Below are 21,536 nucleotides of genomic sequence, written 5' to 3'. Positions count from 1 at the left end.
CAAAATATCAATCTGATTATCTAATGTTTTAAACGGTTTGCTAATCATATTACCACCTATACAAAAAACGCCATAACCGCATTCTGACGATCATGGCTTAATCTTCTAGAAAAATTATAACAACAAACTAATCCGCATGCAACAAAAAATTATTTTTATATTTTATTCTAGAATAAAACGTTAATTTTAAAGTTTATGTACCCTGTAGGACTCGAACTTACGATCGGACGGTTATGAGCCATTATATAAAAACCACCTCGATTGAGGTGGTTAAAGTTCAACATTATTTTACAATATTTACTGCTTGAGGGCCACGTTGTCCTTCTTCAATATCATAAGAAACAGCTTGACCTTCATCTAATGTTTTGAATCCATCGCCTTGGATAGCTGAGAAGTGTGCAAATACGTCATTTCCATCTTCACCAGTGATAAATCCAAAACCTTTATCTGAGTTAAACCATTTTACTGTACCGTTATTCATATATATTTCCTCCTAATACGTATATAATACGTGTTTTGTTGCAATTAATATTAATTAGTAAAAGGAGTTTTTATAGTGTGAATATATCGCTCAGATTACGTTTCAAATTAGATTACTTATTTACTATAACACGGAAGTAATGGTAACACAAAGATAATTGTTTGATACGTTTTTTATTACAAAAATTTAGACTAAGCATTTAAAATGATTAATTAAAGGACGAAAAAATTGAAATTGAAAATAAATGACTAACGCTACTAATATAATATTACATCGTTTACTTAAAACTTTAATAAATTTTACTTTTCTACAATATTGTCAATTGCTTTTCCACAAATTAGTTCTTATTCTAAAACTGATTTTATTTGCAATGCACATTCTTTTGAAAATGGTTCAGCCTCTTTCCATGATCCTAATAGTGGATAATTATTGATTACACTTTTGACATATTGCCTGTTTTTTACTCCTCGTGTTTGTACTTCTACATAATACATAGTGATACCTTCTTTATTATTTTTTATGTAAAGACTACTCTTATGAGTAGTCTTATAGATAATAAATCGCAGTAAAACACAGGAGATCTTTGTGAAGTTGATCGTAGTTTACTACGAATTTTATTTTGTGCTACGTAGTTTAAACTGAATAATGCGAATACAACATGGAATATCTTGTAGCACATTATAATTATAATATATGAAATCAAGTTTTTTTATTTGTTTTTGTTATATCTAATATAAAAAATACCGCCTAATAAGAAAAACATTATATTTAATCAAAAACGTCAGAATAGAAATACAATCTATTTTTTATAAAATATATTAATCTAAAGAAACTAGAAAGAGCTACTCTTTCAAGTAGCTCTGAATAGATGTCACCATAAATGGAAACGGGGTTAAGATTGTGTAATATGATGACATTATCATTTTAACATAATTAAATTTATTGTTTTTTATTTTTTTATACTTATAAATTAAAATAAAGAAATAAAGTGCATATCAAATATGTTTGAAAAATAATTTAAATTATAGATTAACTTCCCTATATAACATGTCAAAAAAACATAAGATATTAACCTATTGCAAAAAATAATAATATAAAATATCCTACAGGGATAATATTTAACAACAATCCACATACTGAGATAACTTTTTCAATAAGACTACTATTTTTACTTAATGACCAAATAGAAAGTATAAATCCTATTACTCCCATTAATAAAACAGGAATGAGACTAGAAAATAGCATACCAAACCAGTTTGTAAAAATTTCTATACTTACTAATATTCCTATTAATAAACTGAGAATATTGATAAATTTAAGTCTTTTATCCATATAAGTTCCTCCTTAATGGTAACTAAATTTTTATGTACCCTGTAGAATTAAAACCTACAATCAGATAGTTATAAGCCATCTGATCTGACCAGTTAAGCTAAAAGTACAAGGTGTCATGCAAATCTGATAGGGGACATGAAAGAGATACAAAAGAACATTCTACCAGATTTACATAATCAGATGTCAAAAAAAGAGGGAGTTGTTATAGAGACTCATTAGCTTGTATATGAGAGATAATTTAATAGCCAAAATCTCTATAACAATAATATATTACTTCAAACTTACCTTCAATAATTTTTTTTAAAATTAATACCACATTTTTATAATGTTAAATAAATATCCCTGATACGCACATCATTCACTGCACCTTCACCATTTGCTTGATTACAACGACGGAAAATGATATCGATTTTCGTTCCTTTTTTCACCCAACTTAGATCCACAGTAACGTCCATTCCTAAAGCATCGCCACCTTTGTATCCATAGGTTTTCTTCACATCAGGGCGTTTGATCCCTTGGGAAGCCACACGAGTGATTTCTTTATTTGTGCCATGCTTCATAATAAGAATATAAGCACATTTTCCAATTGGACCATCTGGTTTATCTGGCACTAGCCAACCAGCAATTCGAACTTTTCCTTTACTTACTTCATTGAATTTGTCTAGTTTCGCCCATGCGTTACCTTGATGAACAGCTTTACTTGCTGCTACTGCTTTGTCATGGTCGGATGGTGTTTGTGGTTTTGCAACTGGTTTAGATTGTGCAGTTACTGTCTTACAACTAGAACCAAAACCATTCGCTATATCTCGTGCAAACTGTTCTTTGCTGATTCCCATACTTGCTAAATAGCCGTATGGATCCGTGTGGTCACCACCATAATTTTGTGTTACCCATTGATGGCTTTTCACTCCTTTTATGCCTTTTCCACCTGCATCAAGTGTTTTAGGAATACCGAATTGATTACATAAGTCGCGAATCAATTCCACATACACACGGTAATTTTTTTCAAATAAAGCTTTATCTGTCGTATGTTGTAATTCGATTTGCGCTGGTGCATAACAATTGGCATCTAATGCGCCCCAAGAAACATAGCCTGGTTCTCCAATCAAATAAACGATACCATCGCCTACAACATGAGTCGTATAAGCATTACGCCAATTATTTTTCATATAACTTGCTTCATTCCGCCCAGTTGCACGAGGATTGGCTGTTTCATGAGCGATAATGTACCAATTTTGAGCTTTTCTTGAATCGCCTTCGTTTGCTGCTAACATAAATTCTTTGTTAATTGTGTAACTCATTTTCATCGTCTCCTTTATCTAATTCTTTGATTCCATAAGTCGTTTGTTTCCATAATTGATCGCCATACACTGTAATTCCTACAGTCACAATAGCTACAAAAAAGTGAAATACGTTATACCCACCAAATAATAGTGGTGTACAAATACAACTAATTATCGTAAGTGCTAAAGGAATTCCCCAGTCGGGAAACTTAGGAATTTCCTTTAACACTTTTCCTGCCACATATAACCCACACATAGCGAGTATCATTTTAGTTGAGAATGATTCCACGATACCTCACCACCTTTCAAACATAAAAAAGAAGCACAGAATTATTTCCGTACTTCCTTCTCGATTTCAGTAACTTTGTCATCGATTCGCTTCACATCTGAACGTATAAATTCAAATCCTTTATTCAACTCATTCAACGTAGCCAAAAAGTCTCGTCGGTCCTGTTTTGAGCTTTCTCTTTCATCATGTAGTTCTTTTCGATAGTAAATATTGATTCGCCAAGAAGCGAAAATAATAAACCCGATCAATATAACTGTTAATGGTAAAAAAATAAGCCCGTCGATTGCGACTAGCTTGTTAAAAATCTGATCGATACCTTTCATTTTTTCTCACCCTCTTCCTATTCAGTGAGAATTTCTTTCACTTTTTCATCTTCTTTTTTATCCAAAATTGCTTGAACTTTCTTTTTTAATGTTTTAGGTACGTCATCAATCGTTTTCTTTCCTTTTTTGATTAGGTCTGCATAGATGTTTTCCATGTTACTCACTCCCTAATGAATATTCATAAATTTCGGTCATTGCCACTTGTAAATTCGTAACTTGTTCATTTAATGATTGATTATTTTCTTTAAACGCTTGATTTTCCTCTTGAACTTGTTCAAGCTGTTGTTCGGTCTTACGATGGATTTCTTCCAACAACTCTAGTTTTTTAGAGAAATCTTGTGTGACAACTTCTTCCCATTTCCGTTCACTCGGATTCCAAAACTGACGATCTAACGGAATATCTGGTAATGGTGGTACCAAGGTATACGGCACTCCTTCTGGAAAATCATCTGGCATGTTTTCCCAGACCTTACAACCGACTGGATACATATATTCATACATTGTTTTCATTAGTTATTCCTCCTATTAATTTGGCCACACATCATTTGTAAAATAGACGATGGTTCCAGAACAAGTTTGATTTTCTGGTAAATTTGTAGTAGAAACCATCACAGTAATTCCCGAAGCATTCGCATAAACAGATAATGCAGGATTTCGATTGGTTTTATTCGCCAAAGTTCCACCCCAACCTGTTAACGAAATCGGAGTATATCCTTTTGGAAAAGCCATTAAATTTTTCCATCCAGCAAAATTTGATGATTTATTTGTAATCTCAAAATTGGCTACTACAAGACGTCCCCATCGTTCAAATCTGACTGAACTTTCATTGGTAAAATCTGTTGTATTCGTTGTTTTTACTGTTTTTGAAACAAAACGATCTAAAATTACTGGTACATCATTCACTGTTGGTGTTTGTCGAAAGTCTTTAAAACCATCAATAGATTCATTTCCTGAATTATGAACCACACAGTCTTCTCTCGCAAAACTCTTCTCTGTATACTCAGGTGTGATGTCCCAGCTGTAATCATTTGGATTAACACTATCTTTCAAGCCTTCACCGAAATATTTATAATCTATGATATTCGGAGTAGCTACATCTCCTTCTTCTATTTTTAACCACTCAATTGTGCAATTTCCAAGTGTATTTTTTGGTACTTGGTAAAGTTCGATATTGCTAGGATTAGCAGTAGCTACCTCATTAGGTGTAAAAGTTAAACGCCATGTATCAACTAAACCATTCACAGGGGTTAATGTGCCGTAATCAATCGAACCATTTCCAAATAGTTTAAAAGACTGATTGACTGGCTTCGTTCCTTTTAGTGTAATTGTCATGGTTTTCTCTATTTCCAACTTCTTTTTCATCTTTGCGGCATACAAATTATAAGTTGATGTATTTATTGGAAATACAACCGACTGATTTGCCAGATTTTCATTCAAAGGAATTTTGGATATCTGCCATGGTTTTTCAAATAAGTTGGGGTGATATGGCGTAGGTATTGCTCCTTCTTCTAACTTGATATATTCTATACTGATTGATCCATCCACTATTTGGGAATTACTATCTAAACGTAGATAAGTACGCTCTACTTGTTTCATCTCTGATACACTACCAGTCACAGAAATCATTTTTGTTTCTCCAACTAACGTATCAGCTAAGTTTGTTCCCAGCAGAATGTTACCTCCAGGAAATTTTCTATAAGTTAGTCGAACTTTTGACAAGTCTCCTACAAAATCCTCATTCACTGTTACCTTAGCAGAAAGCGTATAGGTTGTTTGGGGCTTGATTTGCATGACATTTCCTGTTTCAGCACCAAATCCAGAATTTCTAAAAGTTAATTTTACACCCCTATTTTCGTTGGTGATTGTTACATTATCTTTTGTTGTAAAATAATCACTAGTTATAGTGCTTAATAGATTTGGATTTCCACTATAATCATAGTCCCAGAAGTCGATGCTGTTACTGTACATCTTTTTCAGCTTTCCAAGGTTGCCTATTTGCTGATTAGTTTGATCAATACAGTCATTCGCCTTATCAATATTGGTATTGAGAGCTGCGATATCTTGATTAGCTTTCGTGATTTTGTCGTTTGTGTCTTTTAGTTTTCCATCAATCTGAGTTTCGGATTCCGCAATTTTTTGATCAATCTCTAACTTTCTATCAGCTAGAATTTTTTCAATTTTATCAATGTTTTGACTAAAACCATTGAAATAATAATCTTCTAGTTCTGGCATACTATCATCAATTGGACTGCGTTTGATGTAAAAAGTAAAACGACCAGCTGTATCTAACGAGAGGTCGTTTGGAAAATCAATATATACGCTACCTTCTACTTTTCCGACATATCCTAAAATATTATCTTCTAATACAATAGATACAATACCATTCACACGATCTTCAATAGTGGCAAGATAGTCATGTTTTCCATATCCGCCTTCTGCTGTTTCAGATTTGAACCTCAATCGAATTGGAACGGTCGTCCCTTCCGCTAAACTAAGCGGAGTATTCTCTTTCATCAGTTTTGTATTCGGACTATCATAATACTCAATATGTATTTTATTCTGTCCATTTGTATCATAACTTCTTGTATGCCAATGATATGAAATATCCACTAATCCTCTTGGTATTTTATCCAATCGTTGTCCTTTATAATAAATCTCTGGTACTGAGTCAGTATCTTTTAATTTAATCTCTAATAGATTGGCATCATCTTTTACTTCGAACAATTCAATTTCGCTTCTATCGCTTTGAACAAATAGATTTTTAAACATCCCCATGACTATTCTCCTTGCTATATTTCTCTATATAAACATTCACTAAGGCTTCTTGTACCTTAAATATTCCTTCAATACTAAGATTATTTACACTCAAGCCTAATTTTTCCTTTATAAACTTAGCATTGTGGTCTGCTTTAATTGTTTGTTCAGCAATAAAATAATTAAGAGCTGCTACTTCATCCATCTTTAATCCAACTAAACTAATGATGTTAATGAATAAGGTAGCTAGTTCATCCATATCTTTCTCTGCTCTTATCTTCTCAATCAACTTGGTGTAATCATAGTTATCATTCATTTGATGTACCTCTCAATGTTTTGTTGAATATATTCGTCTTTCCAATACCCACGTCCACAGTAACGAAGGTTATATTTGTCGATTTCTTTTGGTGTCGCTTCTCGTGCCATTTCAATGATTGAGTACTTCTTTTTTATTTGGACTGACTGGACCACTCTAATTGGATCATTATCATTTGGCTGTGGATACCTATTAGAAAGTGATACGTACCAGTAGTTTCTCATTAATTATTTACCTCCTCGATCATCTTCTCTTCAGCAAAAAAATGGATAGAAATAAAAGTATAATATATAATTAAATTTAAATTAAAAAATTATAGAAGGTGAAGCTATGGATGAATTTAAAATGATAAAAAATACACTTATTTCGATAAAACAGCGTACATCATTGATAAACAACATTCCTAACGAAACCGATCTAAACGACATTATAAAACAGTTTAATGTTCGACTTATAGATAAAGAATGCAATAAAATAATTTCGATTGAGGTAGCTAATTATTTAAAATTAGAAAATAGGATATTAAATAAATATATCAAACAGATTGCTGAAGAACTTCACATCAAACTAGAAGGTCTTCATAATGTAAATTCTGATACTTCAGAAGCTGATGCATATTATATCTATCTTTAATCGATGTACTATAAATATAACTTCCGTCTTTAGAAATTAATAGACAGCGAGTGCTCTCAATTGATTTTGTATTTTCACATGATATAATAGACATAGAAAAAGGACGTGCTGGTAACACGTCCTGTGTAGAACCGTTAAAAAGACGGTGACGAAACTTTAATGTTTGATTAAATAAACCATCTCAGCTCGTCAAAGTGAGAGATGGTTTATTTTTTGTTATTGTCATCTTTGATAGCTAAAACTAACATCGCAAAAGCAATCATTAGCTGTAGCGCCTCAAACACTGACAATTCAGGCTCTCCTTTCCTTAAATTTGATACTTACATTCATAAGCATCACCTCCTAGAATGGATTGCCACCATCTTTTCACTTTTCTACGATACATATTATAAAACAAGGTTAGCTGGTTTGCTAGCCTTGTTTTTATGTAAAAACTACACCTCAGAGCAGCTCATGAGGTATAGTTCTAGCATGCTATAATTTGAGATTGCCCATTCCTCTTGCAGTAGCTATAGAATGGTATATAGGTCAGATTGCCCCCCACTACTGCTCAATCTCAAAGTCGCTGGAATGGGATCGCACCACTCATGTACTATTCCTCTCTAGTTTTGTACAAGGTCCCAGTAGTCCGCCATACGAAACCTACCTTCACCTTCGCGTCTCTCTATTTCCGCCACAGCGACATAAGTGTATTGCGAAATTATTTTTAGTCGTTATATAATTAATTAAGGAGGTTTTTCATATGCCTAATTATGTTAATTGATACAACACCTACAAAAAATAATACTCACATACTACATGAAATAGACTGTCCATATGCCCCTGACAAAAATCATTCGATTGAAATTGGATACTATATAGAATGTTCATCAGCGCTCCGATATATTCGTATCAAAAAAACAAATTTAAAATGTTTCTGGATGCAAATACTGTTGTCGTTCTTGTTGCAGTAAAAAATAATTGTATTGCTAGCTATCTTTTGAGGATAGCYTAATTTTTTTATATCAAAACAGACAGCAACCAGTTGATATAGATAAATCAATGGAAAGTAAAGGAGGTTTTCACTTCCTTTTTCGTATTTTTGTGATTGGTTAGTTGCTGTCTATCAAAGCATAATTACAACGATAAGGGAGACTGCCTCCCTTCGCTTATTTTGTCGAATTCCTCATCTTTCGACACTATCATAATAAATCATTTACTAGATAGTTGATTGGTATAAAAAAGGTATAAAAAGGAAAGCTTTTGGGTAGTAAATGGGTATAAAAAGTGTAAAAACTGGCTACTTAAAAGTAACCAGTTCTAACGATGAAGCAAATTGGATGATAATTCTGTTTGATTCTAGTTTGACAGATTCTTCGCTAGTATTATTTCTTTGAGCAGTTACATAAATGGGCAGACCATTGATATAACGATCATAGAATATCTTCTTCCGCCTTTCGGTCACGTCAGGCTTATGTGGATGCTGTATCGCTGAATAGCCTCGAACAAACAATTTATGCAAATACTCAAATTCTTCTTGTGCTTCTTCTTTATCGATCAGCATTCTTTCTGCTTCAAATATATGATCAGCTGTAGAGGGTGGAATCAAAGAATAAGATGCTGTAACTTTTGGCTCACGAGGCTGTCCCACTCTACATCTAGCCGATAGATATGCTGAAAGGAAAACACCAACATTGTGTTTCGTGCGTTCCATATCCACATCTTTTGCCTCTGGTGTCTCATACTTCTTTACATCGAAAAGTACCATCCATTGATTCCTCCAATTATGATATAATAATTGTGTCAGAATTATTAACCAAAGTCGGAGGAATCCGGCTTCTTTATTTAGATAAATTCTATAAATAAAAATTATTAGTTTTTGACATTTCACTTTATCTGTCTATTTATTTTTATTTTATTTTTATAATACTAAATATTGTGAATTTTTTTACAAACAAAACTTCAGGAGTAATATATGCCTTTTATTGTTTACTTTTTTATTTCTTTGTTAACTATCTATATTCCCCTACCAACAATAATGTTAATGTTTAATCGCCTTGCACACGAACATGACACTACTACGATGTTGCTTAAAATTTTTCTATCACTACTTGTAATTATTGATTACAAAATTAGCTTTTATTGGATATATAATTGTAAAATAAAAAAAAGATATTATTTCTACTTATTATTACTTAATTTAGTTGAATTTTTCATTCATTTTTACCTAAATTTACAATATCAAACAGCCAATCTAAAAATTATTTGTTCTTACCAAGTATTATTACTTTTTTGTATGATATTATTCCCTATGTCAAAGACATTCAAAAATTATATTTTCGGAGAAGAAAGTGACCAATAATTAATTGCTTTATACTTTTCTTGTAAAATTCCTTTTCTTTAACTTATTTATACATGTCTTTTTTAACATTACAAATAAAAGTAAATATATTATTTAATTTTATTAATCTACAGTGTCTGATTTTTATTCAATTCCTGCATTATATTTGGTTATTATCTGATAAAATGCTATGATCCTAATTGACCTAAGACTATTCAGGAAATGATACTATGGTTACAGTTAGCATGCTCTTATTTTGGATTCCAGTTTGCATTGGTATTATCTCTTTCTTCTACTTCACCAAGCACTCTAGAAAAGTGAGAATATTAGTGCTTTCTTTTTTACCCATAGCGTTTTTCATAGTAAAAATAATACGACATACCTTTTATCATCCCTTGTCAATACTGTTTTTGTATATCACAGGGTTATTTTTGTCTACAATTCTTTTTATTTTTGTCTTACGATATTTTTTTTAAAGTATTAATTTTCATGCTCTAATAATCACATCCTCTGTATATTTCTTTTTTCTTCCTACCTCTGAATGTAATAATAAATTGGATTTACCTAACGACTCCCTTACAATTGTGTTAGCTTCTTCTCAGACTTTAGTTTGATTTTTTTGATCATTCATTGATGTAATCTATTGTTTGAAAGGAATGATTTTATATGAAAAAAATACTGTCTTATAGCATAGTAGCTATTTTACTGTTAGGTGGAAGTTGGGTTTGGTACGACCAGACTTTTGCAACAACAGAGTATTACACTAAAATAGTTTCAAAAGGCGAACGTGTCTCCATTGGTAAAGGTAATGAAAGAAAACAATATCGGTATAAATACAACTTGCCAAGCTATACAGAAGATAATAAAGAAAAAGATATAGCTTTTGATTCTTTCAAAGATAAGCCATTGAAAGAGAATGCCTATCTTGTGTTACATGTAAATAAAAGTAAAGGAGTAGTAGGATGGGAGGAAGTCAATACTAAAGATATACCTTCTTCTGTATTGAACAAACTTGATAGTAACTAAGGGAGACGGTATTTCCGTCTCTCTTCATCTACTTGCCAGCTTTTAGAAGGTGTCAGTTCGATGCTTCGTTTCATTGTTGCTTGCTTATTCACGCTCATTTCCCAATCTACTAAATTCCCTTTTTAAATACTCTGTACTAGAAAATTAAATTCTAACATTTTTGTCACTCATACCTTTTCTTAAACATTTTCATTTATTATTCAAAAATAAGGAGGAGATACTTATGAAAAGATATGGCATTTCTATTTTATTTTTTATTGTAAGCGTGATTTTATTTATGACTTCTGCAATTGTCGGTTCACATCTTGATGCAAACGGTATGTTGATTGAGCCTGCATTCTTTTGTGTTCCTTTAGGTTATTTATCATTTACGCTCTCCATTTTTACCGCAATATATAGTTTCGCCAGAAATAAGTTCTACAAAAAATAAGCAAATTAAACGACCAATTGGTCGTTTTTTTAGCGAGATATCTTCCTACTTCTTCTCCATTACCGTAAACGGCACAATACTTTCTGGCATGTAATTTACTTCGTATTTGTATTCATTGACCTTCGCACCTTTTAAATCTTCAACCACATACATGTTCCAACTAGTCATATTTACAAGATGTTTTTTGTACTCATTCTTTCCTGTTTCAACTAGAATAACGAGTTTATTTTTATCTTCCGTATCAACATCTGTCGTAGACTGTCTTTACATATCATACAAATAGATAAATCCATGGTGTCTCATGTTCTGTGTCACACCAAAAGCATTCAACCTCTTGGTTAACTTCTGGAATGAATTTCTTTTTTCTGCTCATTTTCAAACCTTCCTAACCTTTCTTTTAAAAACGCTCTTCCTTGAACGTCTTGCCATATTTTTTAGCTAATATCAACGGCACTTGATAACGATGGCAGAACAGTTTCGCTTTGATTTTAAAATCTTTTGTCTGCATTCCTTTGACATCTACAACTTTCACAAGCTTAATTAATGATTCTCGAATGACAGCTGATTTTTTTAACAGTTTGAACACCTCAATTTCTTATTCGCACGTATATCAATACGAGCAATTTTTTTGTACTATTAATTTAAAGAATCAAACAAAAGCTGTTTCGTCTAATTCACGTTCAAGCTCTTTTTGAACTTCTTCAACTAAAAGATCAAGTTGAACATCTGTAGCACATTTGATGATGTGTACTAGTCTAGGTCTTGCATCAAGTACGATGTTTATTTTTTCTTGGTGTGTTATAAAAATACCTCCTTGTTCTCTTTTTGTTCGCTCGCTTCTTTTGCTATTATTTTTTTAAAGGAGTGATTTTATTGTCTAAACCAATTGATAATGCACTGATTGAGGAAATTTCTATAATTTTAGCCGATGTACTCACAGGATCAAAAATTACTACAATATTTCAATATTTGAATTTTAAAGATTTTGATCAAATTAATAACTTGCCTACTACTTCTACAAAATGGCGGAGATTAAACGAAACTATCTCCTATCATTGTTCAGTTTCAAAAAACGCTAAACCTTTGTTTAAAGTTACTCAATACGTCATGCAGCCACAAAAATTTATAGATAAGCCAGAATTATGGAAGTCTACTCTTAAAGCAATAAATTCAAAATTAATTTTCTATGGATTTGAATTAAATGATTCTGGAAAAATAATTCCCTCAGTAAGAGTTGATTCATTTTCAGAAGCTCAGAAACGTCTACTTTCGTTTCAAGACAAACTATCTGATTATGATATACATGAGCAAACCATGTTCTATTGCAAAGAAGAATTTCTAAAAGAAAATTATTTTCATGCAATATTTGAAGCTAGTAAAGGTTTATTAAATAGAGTACGTTCTATCTCAGAACTCACAGAAGATGGATCATTATTGATTGATAAAGCGTTTATTCTTAAAAGGCCAGTAATTCTGATTAAAAATAATATGCTGTCTACACTTACGGAAAAGAGCGAATACAACGGATTAAAAAGCTTATTAAATACAATTGTTTATTTATATAGAAATCCTCAAGCCCATGAACCAAAACTTTACAATCCAAAATCAGAAACAGATGCAATTACTGCTTTCACACTTATTTCACTTGCCCATCGTATTTTGGATAATTGCATCAATGTCCGTGATATATCTAGTAGTTAAATCTGTGAACTTAGCTGTTACCTCAGCTAATCTGATAACTCTGTTGGTAATATTGCTATTTTTATTTTCCTCTAATTTACCTAGTTCGACGGTCAACTTAGAATTTAGTTGCATTGTTGTATAAATTAAATCTGTTCTTAAATAATCAGCTCTACTCTTAGCTATAATTTCATTTTTTTCTTGTCGTGTCATTTGGTGTTTCTCCTTTCTTTGTCGAAAGTTTCGATTTTAGATACTTTATGGGTAAAAATTTTTGCTAATGGGATATCCAATAGCTTTGCTAAATAAGGAAGTTCTTCTGGTTTAAAATTATATTCGCCAGTTTCTCTTCTATAATATTTCGCCTTATCATTAAAACCCATGAGATCAGACATTTTTTTTAAAGAGTAACCTTTTGTTTTACGTCGCTCTTTTATTAGTTCAAGATTTACTTGATACATATTTGCACCTCCAAAGTTTCTTTTTTAGCAACCTTATATACATATAATACATTGCTATTTTAGATACGTCAACAGAAAAAAGTATCTTTTTTCGCATCTTTTTATATCTTTTTTCGCAACTATGGTAAAATAGTTGTGAAAAAAGCAACGGAAGGGGTAGTCTAATGTCAAAAGATCTAGTGAATAGAATAATAGATTTAAGAGAAAAACGTGACTGGACCCAAGCAGAGTTAGGCAGGAAAATTGGATTAGAAAAATCAGCAATGAATAAAATTGAAAATGGCACTAGAAAGGTTTCTACAGAAGAACTCCAGAAATTAGCAGAAGTTTTTAATGTTACTACTGATTACTTACTTGGAAGAAATCAAACTCCTGAATGGGCTGATGAAAATGATTTAGTTGAATTAGATAAAATGCTCGATTCCAATGTTAATATGGCTTATGGTGGCGAAACATTAACTGATGAAGAGAAACAACGGGTAAAAGATGTTTTAACTGGTCTATTTTGGGAATTTAGAAAAGAAGACAAAAGTAAAGAGAAGTGATTTTCTATGGAGATGGACGTAATTAGTCTAGTCGGTAGACTAAAACAAAAATATAATTCTGCTAATCCCTTTACTATTTGTGAAAAAATGGATATTCAAATTAGATACGTTCCCTTTTTGAATAACCCAAAGGGGCAATTTCAAGAATTATTAGGACGCTCAATTATTCTTCTAAATCACGAACTGAAGTATTCTGAAGAACGGTTCTATATTTGCGCTCACGAACTTGGTCACGCTATATTTCATCGTGGGTTATCTAGCTATTATGTATCCACACGAACATCCAGAAGCAAATCAGAAAGCGAAGCGAATTGCTTTGCCGCTAATCTCATTGTTTCTCTTTATAAAGAAGACAACGATAAATACCCTAGAAAAGTCGAGGAATTAACAAATTTGTATGGGCTTCCTGAAAGCGTGTATAGATTTTTAATTTAATTGGCGGCTACTACTTCCTGCCCTAAGTGGAAGTAAAAACTATAACTGAAGAAATCGGTCACCACTTATCTAGCGTTGGGGATATTATCGATCAGGACACTAATGAAAAAAGAAAACAAGAACAAAAAGCTAGAGATATTGACTTTACACTGCTTGTTACTCCACAAGATTTTATAGATAGTTATAACGAAAGATTCACATTTATGTGGTAATCAGCAGAATTTCTAGGCATAACAACAGAGGCGTTAAAAAATGCAGTTAGAACATATTCTAAGATTTATCCAGACAGCCTAGCTTATAAGAACTATAAAATCTTATTCAAGGCTAATGGAACTGTGGGCGTTTTCAAGTGGTTTGATTGATTACTGTAAAATAGTATGAATTTCTAAATATTATAAATATAGATAATGGAGTGAGAAGCATGGGCTTGTTTGGCAATAGAAAGAAGAAAAAATAAAAAAATTATTAATTCAAGAAGAAAATGAAGAAAAGAAATTACTATAAAAAGACAACAAGAAGAAAACTTAAGAAAATTAAAAGATTTCACTCCTAATAGAACAATTGAGAAAAGTATTTTTATAGATACAGAAAAACGACAATTTAAAATCAAGGGGCTCTTTAATTCTAGTTCTATTTATGATTTAGATAAAATAAACAGTTACGAATTAGTCGGAAATGGAACTTCTATTTCTTCAGGAGGATTAGGAAGAGTTGCTATAGGTGCCTTAGCTTTTGGTGGTGTAGGAGCCATCGTTGGAGCAGTTACTGGTAAAAAGAAAGATAATACTATTATAGAGCATCTTAATATAAAAATACTATTGTACAAGCTGATAAGATATTATCAACTCTAGACATAATGTTAAAAGAAACCTCTAAAGAACAAATAAATATTATAGCAGAAAATCAAGTATTTTCTCCTGCTGATGAGTTAAGAAAATATAAAGAACTTTTAGACGACGGAATAATCACTCAAGAAGAGTTTGAAACTAAGAAAAATATATTGTTAAATTTATAGACCAACTTGAAGCCCCACATCTTCATTGACAACAAAGGTTTCAAACCGCTTTATGGGTTACAATTTTGGAGGTATATGTATGAATGATTTTTTAAAACCATTATTAGCTAAAGCAGATTCAATGCCCTTTCTATTTTTGGGTTCAGGGTTTTCACGTAGATATCTAAGTACTCCAACTTGGATGGATTTACTAAAATATATTTCATTTATTACTTTCAATAATGATAAAGGGTTTCACAAACTAAGAAGAAAAGCTGATAAAAAATATGATTTAAATACTGAGTACAATAACTATATGACCTATTTGTGTGATTTAATTTCAGATGAACTAGATGAAATATGGTTTGATGATCCACGCTTTGAGGAAAGTAGAGCAAAAAACTCTTTATTAATGGAAAAAGGTGTAGCCCCTATTAAAATTGAGATTGCTAGTTATTTGAACTCATTTAAAGAAATAAATCAAGAATTAAAACCTGAGCTTGATGAATTAAAAAATATTTCTCCGAATGCAATTGCTGGAATAATAACAACTAATTACGACAAATTACAAGAGAAAATTTTTGACTACGAGGTTTATTCATCACAAGAAGAGCTTCTATTTCATACTAAATATGATTTAGGAGAAATATATAAAATTCACGGCTGCGTTGATAATCCCGAATCTATACTAATTAATACAAAAGATTATGCCTTGATAGAACAAAAACACAAATATATTGCGGCAAAGTTACTTACTATTTTTGTTGAACACCCAATTTTTTTTATAGGTTATTCAATAGGTGATGAAGATATAAGGAAAATATTAAATGATATTCAGCTTTCACTAACTTCCGAACAGCTACAAGAAATAGAGGACAGACTGTTTTATGTTGTCTGGGATGAAAGTGAAACTAATTTTTCATCTTCAACTTACACTATTTCTTTTGAGAACGGTCGCTCAATCACTATCAAACAGATTTCTTTAAATGATTATTCCTTACTATACAAATGCTTGAATAATAACAAAGCTAAATATCCGATTAAACTATTAAGACATGTTAAACAAGATATGTATAAACTTGTTTTGACGAACGATCCTACAGATAGACTATTCGTTAATCTTCCAGAAACAGATTTGACTCCTGACGACAAGCAAAAAATAGAGTATGTTACAGGTTTTGGTGTAATCGAACTTGCTAAATTAGGATACTTAACTCCAAAGACAGAAGAAATATATAGTGACATAGTTTTTGATGATAAAAATTATAATCCGGATTCTTTGCTACAAAAAACCATTATCGAACTCAGAAAAATGTACGGTACCTTGCCTGTTTTTAAATATCTTTCGTCTGCATCAGATGCAATAAAGCAGATGTATTCGGAGCTAGATTGGATACCTCAAGATTTTTCTTCATTTAAAACTAATTCAATCAAAAAGAGAACGAAAAGTTTTGATTCAGTTTCATCTATAACCACTACTAATATTACATTTCTAAAAAAACTACACCATCTTGAAACCTTAGATGAAAATGAAATAAATATTAAAGATTTAGAATATTTTCTAAAGAAAGTCTTGATTGAAAAAAAGGGAATAATTGATTCAAAAAATAATAATTTTAATGCCACCGAACGCGCGTCAGTTCGAAGACTAATCAGAGAATTAGACTATTTAAAATATAAATAAAAAAGCGTACCATAGACACAGCCTCCTATTCAGGAAACAATTATCTAGAGAGCACGCAAGGTAAACAAATATTAAAGATTATGAAAATTGTTTATAAATGAATTATACACAATACTTTATAGATTGACCAGTATTTTTGTTTTTTTGATGATTAGCCTTCGGGCTTTTCTTTTTCAAATGCAAAAGAACGTAAGTTCGTATAAAAACTTTATTGATACGAAGATTTTCTAAATATTCGTTCAAATAACATACCTCCCCTAAAATATTCTTATTATTAGGACTGAAATACGAAAGGAATGATGTCAGTGGCCTCCATTAAAAAATATTACTTAAAGAAATCAAAAGAATATCGTTATGAAGTATATATATCAAATGGAATTGATCCTGGTACTAAGTTACAGAAAAAGATTCATAAAAAAGGGTTTAAAAGTCATGAAGAAGCAGAAAGATTCGCAAAAATTGTCGAAGGCGAAATAGCTTCTGAAGAATATATACAAAATAATCCTAAGAAATTAACTATAGAAAAATTCATGGACGATTGGATTAATAACTATAAAATGAATGTTAAAGAAGGAACAAGAATAGTTCATAGGGCAAATATAAAAATGTACATCAATCCATATATTGGAAAATATAAACTAGATAAATATACTAGAGCTGATCATCAAAGATTCATCAATCAGTTACTTACTAAAAAGGGTTTAGGTAGAACTAAGGAAGGTCTCTCAGTAACAACAGCCAAAAGTATCAATGCCACTCTTAGCAATGCTTTCAAAAAAGCTATTCAGTTAGGATATATAAAGAATAACCCTACTAGTTTTGTTGAGTTTCCAAGAAATATATCTGATAAAAAGAAAGTTAAATATTATACTTTTGATCAATCTGAACTATTTCTCGAATTTGCCAAAAAAGAGAAATCATTTATATGGTATCCCTTTTTTCTTATTATATTTGATCAAGGATTGCGAAAATCAGAAGCTTTAGGGCTACAATGGGCTGATATTGATTTTTCTCAGAATACACTTAATATCAATCGTGAACGACTTGGGGCTGCTGAAAAAGGACCTAACAAAGGTTTAATTATTACAGATGACACAAAAACCCCATCTGGTACACGATCATTGCCTATGACAAAACGAGTAAAGAAAGCCTTATTGACTTTAAGAAATCAAGTAATAAAAAAATTTGGTTTTTTACCCGAAACAGATGACCACGAAGCATTTATTTTTATAAATACTTACGGTAAAAATAAAGGTATTCCAATAAGAGATCGAACCGTTAACGGTGCTTCTCATAGAATTGAAAAACGTGCCAATCTCCCCCACATAACTGTGCATGATGGTAGACATACTTTTGCAGCTAGAACGAGACAAGCAGGAATACCTTTAGAAGATATCAAAGATTTTTTAGGACATAAAGATGTTTCTACTACACAAGTCTATGCCCATATTTCTCCCGAAGTGAAAAAAAGATCAATGAACCAATTAGAAAACTATATAGAAGAGCAAATAAAAAAGCACTCAAATTGAGCGCTTTTTTACTTTCACTATCACTAAAGCTATCACTAGTTTTATTTTCAAGCGAACATGTTTCTATCACTATTTTTTTAAATCTGACTAAAAACCTTATATTACAAACGTTCGTTCAATTCTTTGGCAAGGTCTTCAAAGCCTGGTTTGCCTAGAAGTGCGAACATGTTTTTCTTATATGCTTCAACACCAGGTTGGTCAAATGGGTTAATTCCATTTAAGTAACCTGAAATACCTACAGCAATTTCAAAGAAGTACATTGTATAACCTAATGTGTAAGCATCCATTTCTGGAATTTTAACTAATAAGTTTGGTACGTCGCCATCTGTATGAGCCAATAAAGTTCCTTCAAAAGCTTTTGTATTGACGAAATCTACTTCTTTTCCTTCCAAGTAACCTAAACCATCTAGGTCTTCAGCTTGTTCTGGAATTGTAATTGATTTACGTGGTTTTTCAACTTTAACGATCGTTTCAAAGATGTTACGGCGTCCTTCTTGAATATATTGACCTAGTGAATGTAAGTCAGTTGAGAAGTTCGCACTTGAAGGGTAGATTCCTTTTTGGTCTTTACCTTCTGATTCACCGTATAATTGTTTCCACCATTCAGAGAAATATTGCATTCCTGGTTCATAGTTGATCAATAATTCAGTTACTTTCCCTTTACGGTAAAGGATGTTACGCATTGCTGCATATTGATAAGCTTCGTTTTCTTCTAGTTTATCACTTGAATAAGCTTTGCTTGCATCTGCAGCTCCTTGCATCAACGCATCGATATCTGCTCCACTAACAGCGATTGGTAGTAATCCTACTGCTGTTAAAACAGAGAAACGTCCACCGATGTCATCAGGAATCACGAATGTTTCCCAACCTTCTGCGTCGGCTTCTACTTTAACTGCACCTTTTGCTTTATCAGTTGTTGCATAAATACGTTTATTCGCTTCTTCTTGACCATATTTTTTAACAAGTAATTCTTTGAAGACACGGAATGCAATAGCTGGTTCAGTCGTTGTACCTGATTTTGAAATCACGTTTACTGAGAAGTCACGATCTCCGATTACTTCAATCAAATCAGCGATATAAGTTGAGCTGATTGAGTTTCCTGCAAAGAAAATTTGTGGTGCTTTACGTTGTTCACCATCTAATAAATTGAAGAAAGTGTGGTTTAAGAAATCGATTGCTGCACGAGCGCCTAGGTAAGAACCACCGATTCCGATAACTACTAAAACTTCAGAATCAGATTGGATTTTTTTCGCTGCTTCTTTGATACGAGCAAATTCTTCTTTGTCGTAATTAGTAGGTAGATCGATCCAACCACGGAAATCACTTCCTGCGCCTGTACCTTCACGTAATACTTTATCTGCCATTGATACTTGGCTTTGCATGTAACCTAACTCATGTTCATTAACAAATGGTGCTACTTTTGAATAATCAAAATGAATATGTGCCATTTTTTATTCCTCCTTTAAAAGATCAATATACAGCTTATACTTTACGTTTTTTTTACAATTTTTCAAGCAAATAAATGAATTGAAGCTAATATTTACAAGAAAATTTCAAACACTAAACTAATCCTTGCGCATACATCACTTTCGCTACTTTTTCAAAACCTGCAACATTTGCTCCTAGCAATAGATTTTTTTCATTGCCATAAGCTGCTGCCGTTTGGCGACACGTTTGATAAATATTTTTCATGATTTCATCTAATTGGCGATCCACTTGTTCACTTTCCCAAGACAATCGTTGAGCATTTTGACTCATTTCTAATGCTGAGACAGCGACACCGCCGGCATTAGCTGCTTTCCCAGGACAATACCACACATTGGCTTTTTCAAAAACATTGACAGCTTCAAGAGTACATGGCATGTTTGCGCCTTCTGCGATGATTTTCACTCCACATTCAACCAAGTTGTTAGCCAGCGTTTCGTCTATCTCGTTTTGAGTAGCGCAAGGAAGCGCGATATCTGCAGTTTCTTTCAAAGTCCAGACAGATTGACCAGCATGATAGACAGCAGAATCACGTTTTTCTGCATAAGCGGTCAACCGTTCCCTTTTTTCTTCTTTGACTTCTTTTAATAGTGCCAGGTCGATTCCTTCTGGATCATAGATAAACCCACTGGAATCAGAACATGTGATGACTTTCCCACCTAATTCTTGAACTTTTTCAATGGCATAGATTGCAACGTTTCCGCTACCAGATACCATAACTGTTTTTCCTTCAAAAGAGTCTTTTTCTGCTTGTAAAAGATGTTTGACATAATAAACCAATCCGTATCCAGTTGCTTCCGTACGAATCTTACTTCCCCAAAAATCTAATGGTTTTCCAGTAAGGACACCGGCATCATATTGTTTTAATCGTTTATATTCTCCAAACAAATAACCGATTTCTCTGGCACCGACTCCAATATCTCCAGCAGGTACATCGATGGATGGACCGATATGCTTGGATAGCTCCAGCATGAAACTTTGACAAAAACGCATGATTTCATCGTCTGATTTTCCTTTTGGATCAAAGTCACTTCCGCCTTTTCCTCCACCAATTGGTAGACCAGTTAGACTATTTTTGAAAATTTGTTCAAAAGCTAGAAATTTAAGAATACTTAAATTCACACTCGGATGGAATCTCAACCCACCTTTATAAGGGCCGATTGCTGAATTGTACTGAATGCGGTATCCACGATTGACTTGCCAGTTTCCTTCGCCATCTTGCCACGGCACGCGAAATTGAATGATTCTTTCTGGTTCTGATAACAATCCTAAAATATTTCGTTTGATGTATTCAGGATGTTTTTCTAAAAATTGAGTAGCTGAAGGCATAAATTCATCAATGGCTTGTAAAAATTCGACTTGTCCTGTGTCTTTTTGATGAATATTATTTTGAATTCGTTGGACGTATTCTGTTGCGTTTGTCATTGTTTCACACTCCTTTTATAATCTTCTTTTATTTTAGCCTATTTTTATTAGATGCTCAAAACATTTCCTGCTTTCTTTTCATAAATATGCTACACTTTCTCTGAGGTGAGG

The 21,536-nt window shown here is 32.3% G+C and carries 28 protein-coding genes, 1 tRNA gene and 2 pseudogenes; 11 read left to right on the top strand and 20 right to left on the bottom strand.

What is annotated here, in order from left to right:
• Window positions 1–283: 283 nt before the first annotated feature.
• The 12 genes from EHR_RS09245 to EHR_RS09200 form a co-directional block, all read right to left on the bottom strand.
• Window positions 284–481, bottom strand: coding sequence for a cold-shock protein (locus tag EHR_RS09245; protein ID WP_010718754.1), 198 nt, complete (start codon window positions 479–481; stop codon window positions 284–286).
• A gap of 344 nt (window positions 482–825) precedes the next feature.
• Window positions 826–975: a hypothetical protein gene (locus EHR_RS14270; RefSeq protein WP_010718753.1), complete on the bottom strand. Its 150-nt coding sequence runs from the start codon at window positions 973–975 to the stop codon at window positions 826–828.
• Window positions 976–1,549: 574 nt separating this feature from the next.
• The gene (locus tag EHR_RS09240) at window positions 1,550–1,813 is read right to left on the bottom strand and encodes a hypothetical protein (RefSeq protein WP_010737825.1); all 264 of its coding nucleotides are present in this window, start codon (window positions 1,811–1,813) and stop codon (window positions 1,550–1,552) included.
• Window positions 1,814–1,846: 33 nt separating this feature from the next.
• Window positions 1,847–1,920: transfer RNA gene (locus tag EHR_RS09235), tRNA-Ile, on the bottom strand.
• Window positions 1,921–2,133: 213 nt separating this feature from the next.
• Window positions 2,134–3,114: a peptidoglycan recognition protein family protein gene (locus tag EHR_RS09230; protein WP_010737826.1), complete on the bottom strand. Its 981-nt coding sequence runs from the start codon at window positions 3,112–3,114 to the stop codon at window positions 2,134–2,136.
• Complete coding sequence (locus tag EHR_RS09225; protein ID WP_010737827.1) at window positions 3,098–3,385, bottom strand: phage holin family protein; 288 nt, start codon at window positions 3,383–3,385, stop codon at window positions 3,098–3,100. The genes EHR_RS09230 and EHR_RS09225 overlap by 17 nt, the downstream gene beginning before the upstream one ends.
• 41 nt (window positions 3,386–3,426) lie before the next feature.
• On the bottom strand, window positions 3,427–3,708 hold the full coding sequence (locus tag EHR_RS09220; RefSeq protein ID WP_010719480.1) for a hypothetical protein: 282 nt from the start codon (window positions 3,706–3,708) through the stop codon (window positions 3,427–3,429).
• Between the two features lie 17 nt (window positions 3,709–3,725).
• The gene (locus EHR_RS14265; RefSeq protein ID WP_010719481.1) at window positions 3,726–3,863 is read right to left on the bottom strand and encodes a CD1375 family protein; all 138 of its coding nucleotides are present in this window, start codon (window positions 3,861–3,863) and stop codon (window positions 3,726–3,728) included.
• A 1-nt stretch (window position 3,864) separates the two neighbouring features.
• Window positions 3,865–4,218 carry a hypothetical protein gene (locus tag EHR_RS09215; protein WP_010737828.1) on the bottom strand — a complete coding sequence of 118 codons (354 nt, stop codon included), beginning with the start codon at window positions 4,216–4,218 and terminating at the stop codon, window positions 3,865–3,867.
• A gap of 15 nt (window positions 4,219–4,233) precedes the next feature.
• A complete protein-coding gene (locus EHR_RS09210; RefSeq protein WP_010737829.1) occupies window positions 4,234–6,483 on the bottom strand; it encodes a BppU family phage baseplate upper protein in 2,250 nt (749 codons plus the stop codon).
• A complete protein-coding gene (locus tag EHR_RS09205; protein WP_010718385.1) occupies window positions 6,470–6,778 on the bottom strand; it encodes a hypothetical protein in 309 nt (102 codons plus the stop codon). The genes EHR_RS09210 and EHR_RS09205 overlap by 14 nt, the downstream gene beginning before the upstream one ends.
• On the bottom strand, window positions 6,775–7,002 hold the full coding sequence (locus EHR_RS09200; protein WP_010718386.1) for a hypothetical protein: 228 nt from the start codon (window positions 7,000–7,002) through the stop codon (window positions 6,775–6,777). Before EHR_RS09200 ends, EHR_RS09205 begins: the two co-directional genes overlap by 4 nt.
• Window positions 7,003–7,108: 106 nt before the next feature.
• Here EHR_RS09200 and EHR_RS09195 point away from each other — a divergent pair, with 106 nt between their 5' ends.
• Window positions 7,109–7,411: a hypothetical protein gene (locus tag EHR_RS09195; RefSeq protein WP_010737830.1), complete on the top strand. Its 303-nt coding sequence runs from the start codon at window positions 7,109–7,111 to the stop codon at window positions 7,409–7,411.
• A 206-nt stretch (window positions 7,412–7,617) separates the two neighbouring features.
• Here EHR_RS09195 and EHR_RS14475 read toward each other — a convergent pair whose 3' ends face one another.
• Both EHR_RS14475 and EHR_RS09190 read right to left on the bottom strand, forming a co-directional pair.
• Entirely contained in the window at window positions 7,618–7,674 is a 57-nt protein-coding gene (locus EHR_RS14475) for a hypothetical protein (protein WP_229065712.1), read from the bottom strand.
• A gap of 1,016 nt (window positions 7,675–8,690) precedes the next feature.
• Window positions 8,691–9,158, bottom strand: coding sequence for an ArpU family phage packaging/lysis transcriptional regulator (locus EHR_RS09190; protein WP_010737831.1), 468 nt, complete (start codon window positions 9,156–9,158; stop codon window positions 8,691–8,693).
• Between the two features lie 207 nt (window positions 9,159–9,365).
• On the opposite strand from EHR_RS09190, the gene EHR_RS09185 reads away from it, so the two are divergent.
• The 4 genes from EHR_RS09185 to EHR_RS09175 all read left to right on the top strand — a co-directional run bounded on the left by EHR_RS09185 (window position 9,366) and on the right by EHR_RS09175 (window position 11,187).
• Window positions 9,366–9,752, top strand: a complete 387-nt coding sequence (locus EHR_RS09185; protein ID WP_010737832.1) for a hypothetical protein — start codon at window positions 9,366–9,368, stop codon at window positions 9,750–9,752.
• A 209-nt stretch (window positions 9,753–9,961) separates the two neighbouring features.
• A complete protein-coding gene (locus EHR_RS14470) occupies window positions 9,962–10,207 on the top strand; it encodes a hypothetical protein (RefSeq protein WP_071859362.1) in 246 nt (81 codons plus the stop codon).
• Window positions 10,208–10,397: 190 nt separating this feature from the next.
• Entirely contained in the window at window positions 10,398–10,757 is a 360-nt protein-coding gene (locus EHR_RS09180) for a YxeA family protein (RefSeq protein WP_010737833.1), read from the top strand.
• A 223-nt stretch (window positions 10,758–10,980) separates the two neighbouring features.
• Window positions 10,981–11,187 (top strand): DUF3955 domain-containing protein, encoded by a 207-nt coding sequence (locus EHR_RS09175; RefSeq protein WP_010737834.1) that lies wholly within the window; start codon window positions 10,981–10,983, stop codon window positions 11,185–11,187.
• 45 nt (window positions 11,188–11,232) lie between these two features.
• Here the strand turns inward: EHR_RS09175 and EHR_RS14465 are convergent.
• Both EHR_RS14465 and EHR_RS09165 read right to left on the bottom strand, forming a co-directional pair.
• Window positions 11,233–11,433, bottom strand: a pseudogene (locus EHR_RS14465) (beta-sandwich lipoprotein); the annotation flags it as partial.
• 151 nt (window positions 11,434–11,584) lie between these two features.
• Window positions 11,585–11,725: pseudogene (locus EHR_RS09165) on the bottom strand (DUF1064 domain-containing protein); the annotation flags it as partial.
• Between the two features lie 335 nt (window positions 11,726–12,060).
• Between EHR_RS09165 and EHR_RS09160 the strand changes: the two are divergent.
• Window positions 12,061–12,888 carry a TIGR02391 family protein gene (locus EHR_RS09160; protein WP_010737835.1) on the top strand — a complete coding sequence of 276 codons (828 nt, stop codon included), beginning with the start codon at window positions 12,061–12,063 and terminating at the stop codon, window positions 12,886–12,888.
• On the opposite strand, the gene EHR_RS09155 is transcribed toward EHR_RS09160, so the two are convergent.
• Both EHR_RS09155 and EHR_RS09150 read right to left on the bottom strand, forming a co-directional pair.
• Window positions 12,829–13,080: a hypothetical protein gene (locus EHR_RS09155; RefSeq protein ID WP_010737836.1), complete on the bottom strand. Its 252-nt coding sequence runs from the start codon at window positions 13,078–13,080 to the stop codon at window positions 12,829–12,831. The genes EHR_RS09160 and EHR_RS09155 overlap by 60 nt on opposite strands.
• Window positions 13,077–13,328 carry a helix-turn-helix domain-containing protein gene (locus EHR_RS09150; protein WP_010737837.1) on the bottom strand — a complete coding sequence of 84 codons (252 nt, stop codon included), beginning with the start codon at window positions 13,326–13,328 and terminating at the stop codon, window positions 13,077–13,079. Before EHR_RS09150 ends, EHR_RS09155 begins: the two co-directional genes overlap by 4 nt.
• A gap of 164 nt (window positions 13,329–13,492) precedes the next feature.
• Between EHR_RS09150 and EHR_RS09145 the strand changes: the two genes are divergently transcribed.
• From EHR_RS09145 to EHR_RS09125, 5 genes are all read left to right on the top strand, one after another.
• The gene (locus EHR_RS09145; RefSeq protein ID WP_010737838.1) at window positions 13,493–13,873 is read left to right on the top strand and encodes a helix-turn-helix transcriptional regulator; all 381 of its coding nucleotides are present in this window, start codon (window positions 13,493–13,495) and stop codon (window positions 13,871–13,873) included.
• Window positions 13,874–13,879: 6 nt separating this feature from the next.
• A complete protein-coding gene (locus EHR_RS09140) occupies window positions 13,880–14,308 on the top strand; it encodes an ImmA/IrrE family metallo-endopeptidase (protein WP_010737839.1) in 429 nt (142 codons plus the stop codon).
• An 856-nt stretch (window positions 14,309–15,164) separates the two neighbouring features.
• Complete coding sequence (locus EHR_RS13840; protein ID WP_014834555.1) at window positions 15,165–15,323, top strand: SHOCT domain-containing protein; 159 nt, start codon at window positions 15,165–15,167, stop codon at window positions 15,321–15,323.
• A 79-nt stretch (window positions 15,324–15,402) separates the two neighbouring features.
• Entirely contained in the window at window positions 15,403–16,986 is a 1,584-nt protein-coding gene (locus tag EHR_RS09130) for an SIR2 family protein (protein WP_010737840.1), read from the top strand.
• Window positions 16,987–17,291: 305 nt separating this feature from the next.
• Complete coding sequence (locus tag EHR_RS09125) at window positions 17,292–18,515, top strand: tyrosine-type recombinase/integrase (protein ID WP_010737841.1); 1,224 nt, start codon at window positions 17,292–17,294, stop codon at window positions 18,513–18,515.
• Window positions 18,516–18,616: 101 nt separating this feature from the next.
• Here the strand turns inward: EHR_RS09125 and EHR_RS09120 are convergent, their stop codons facing one another.
• The gene (locus tag EHR_RS09120; RefSeq protein WP_010718407.1) at window positions 18,617–19,963 is read right to left on the bottom strand and encodes a glucose-6-phosphate isomerase; all 1,347 of its coding nucleotides are present in this window, start codon (window positions 19,961–19,963) and stop codon (window positions 18,617–18,619) included.
• A gap of 112 nt (window positions 19,964–20,075) precedes the next feature.
• Window positions 20,076–21,425 carry an NADP-specific glutamate dehydrogenase gene (gene gdhA, locus EHR_RS09115; protein ID WP_010737842.1) on the bottom strand — a complete coding sequence of 450 codons (1,350 nt, stop codon included), beginning with the start codon at window positions 21,423–21,425 and terminating at the stop codon, window positions 20,076–20,078.
• Window positions 21,426–21,536 lie beyond the last annotated feature (111 nt).

This window comes from Enterococcus hirae ATCC 9790, from assembly GCF_000271405.2.
In the GTDB taxonomy this organism is placed as follows: Bacteria; Bacillota; Bacilli; order Lactobacillales; family Enterococcaceae; genus Enterococcus_B; species Enterococcus_B hirae.
The sequence above is the reverse complement of the archived record's forward strand: the minus strand, read 5'-3'. Positions and strand labels throughout refer to the sequence as shown.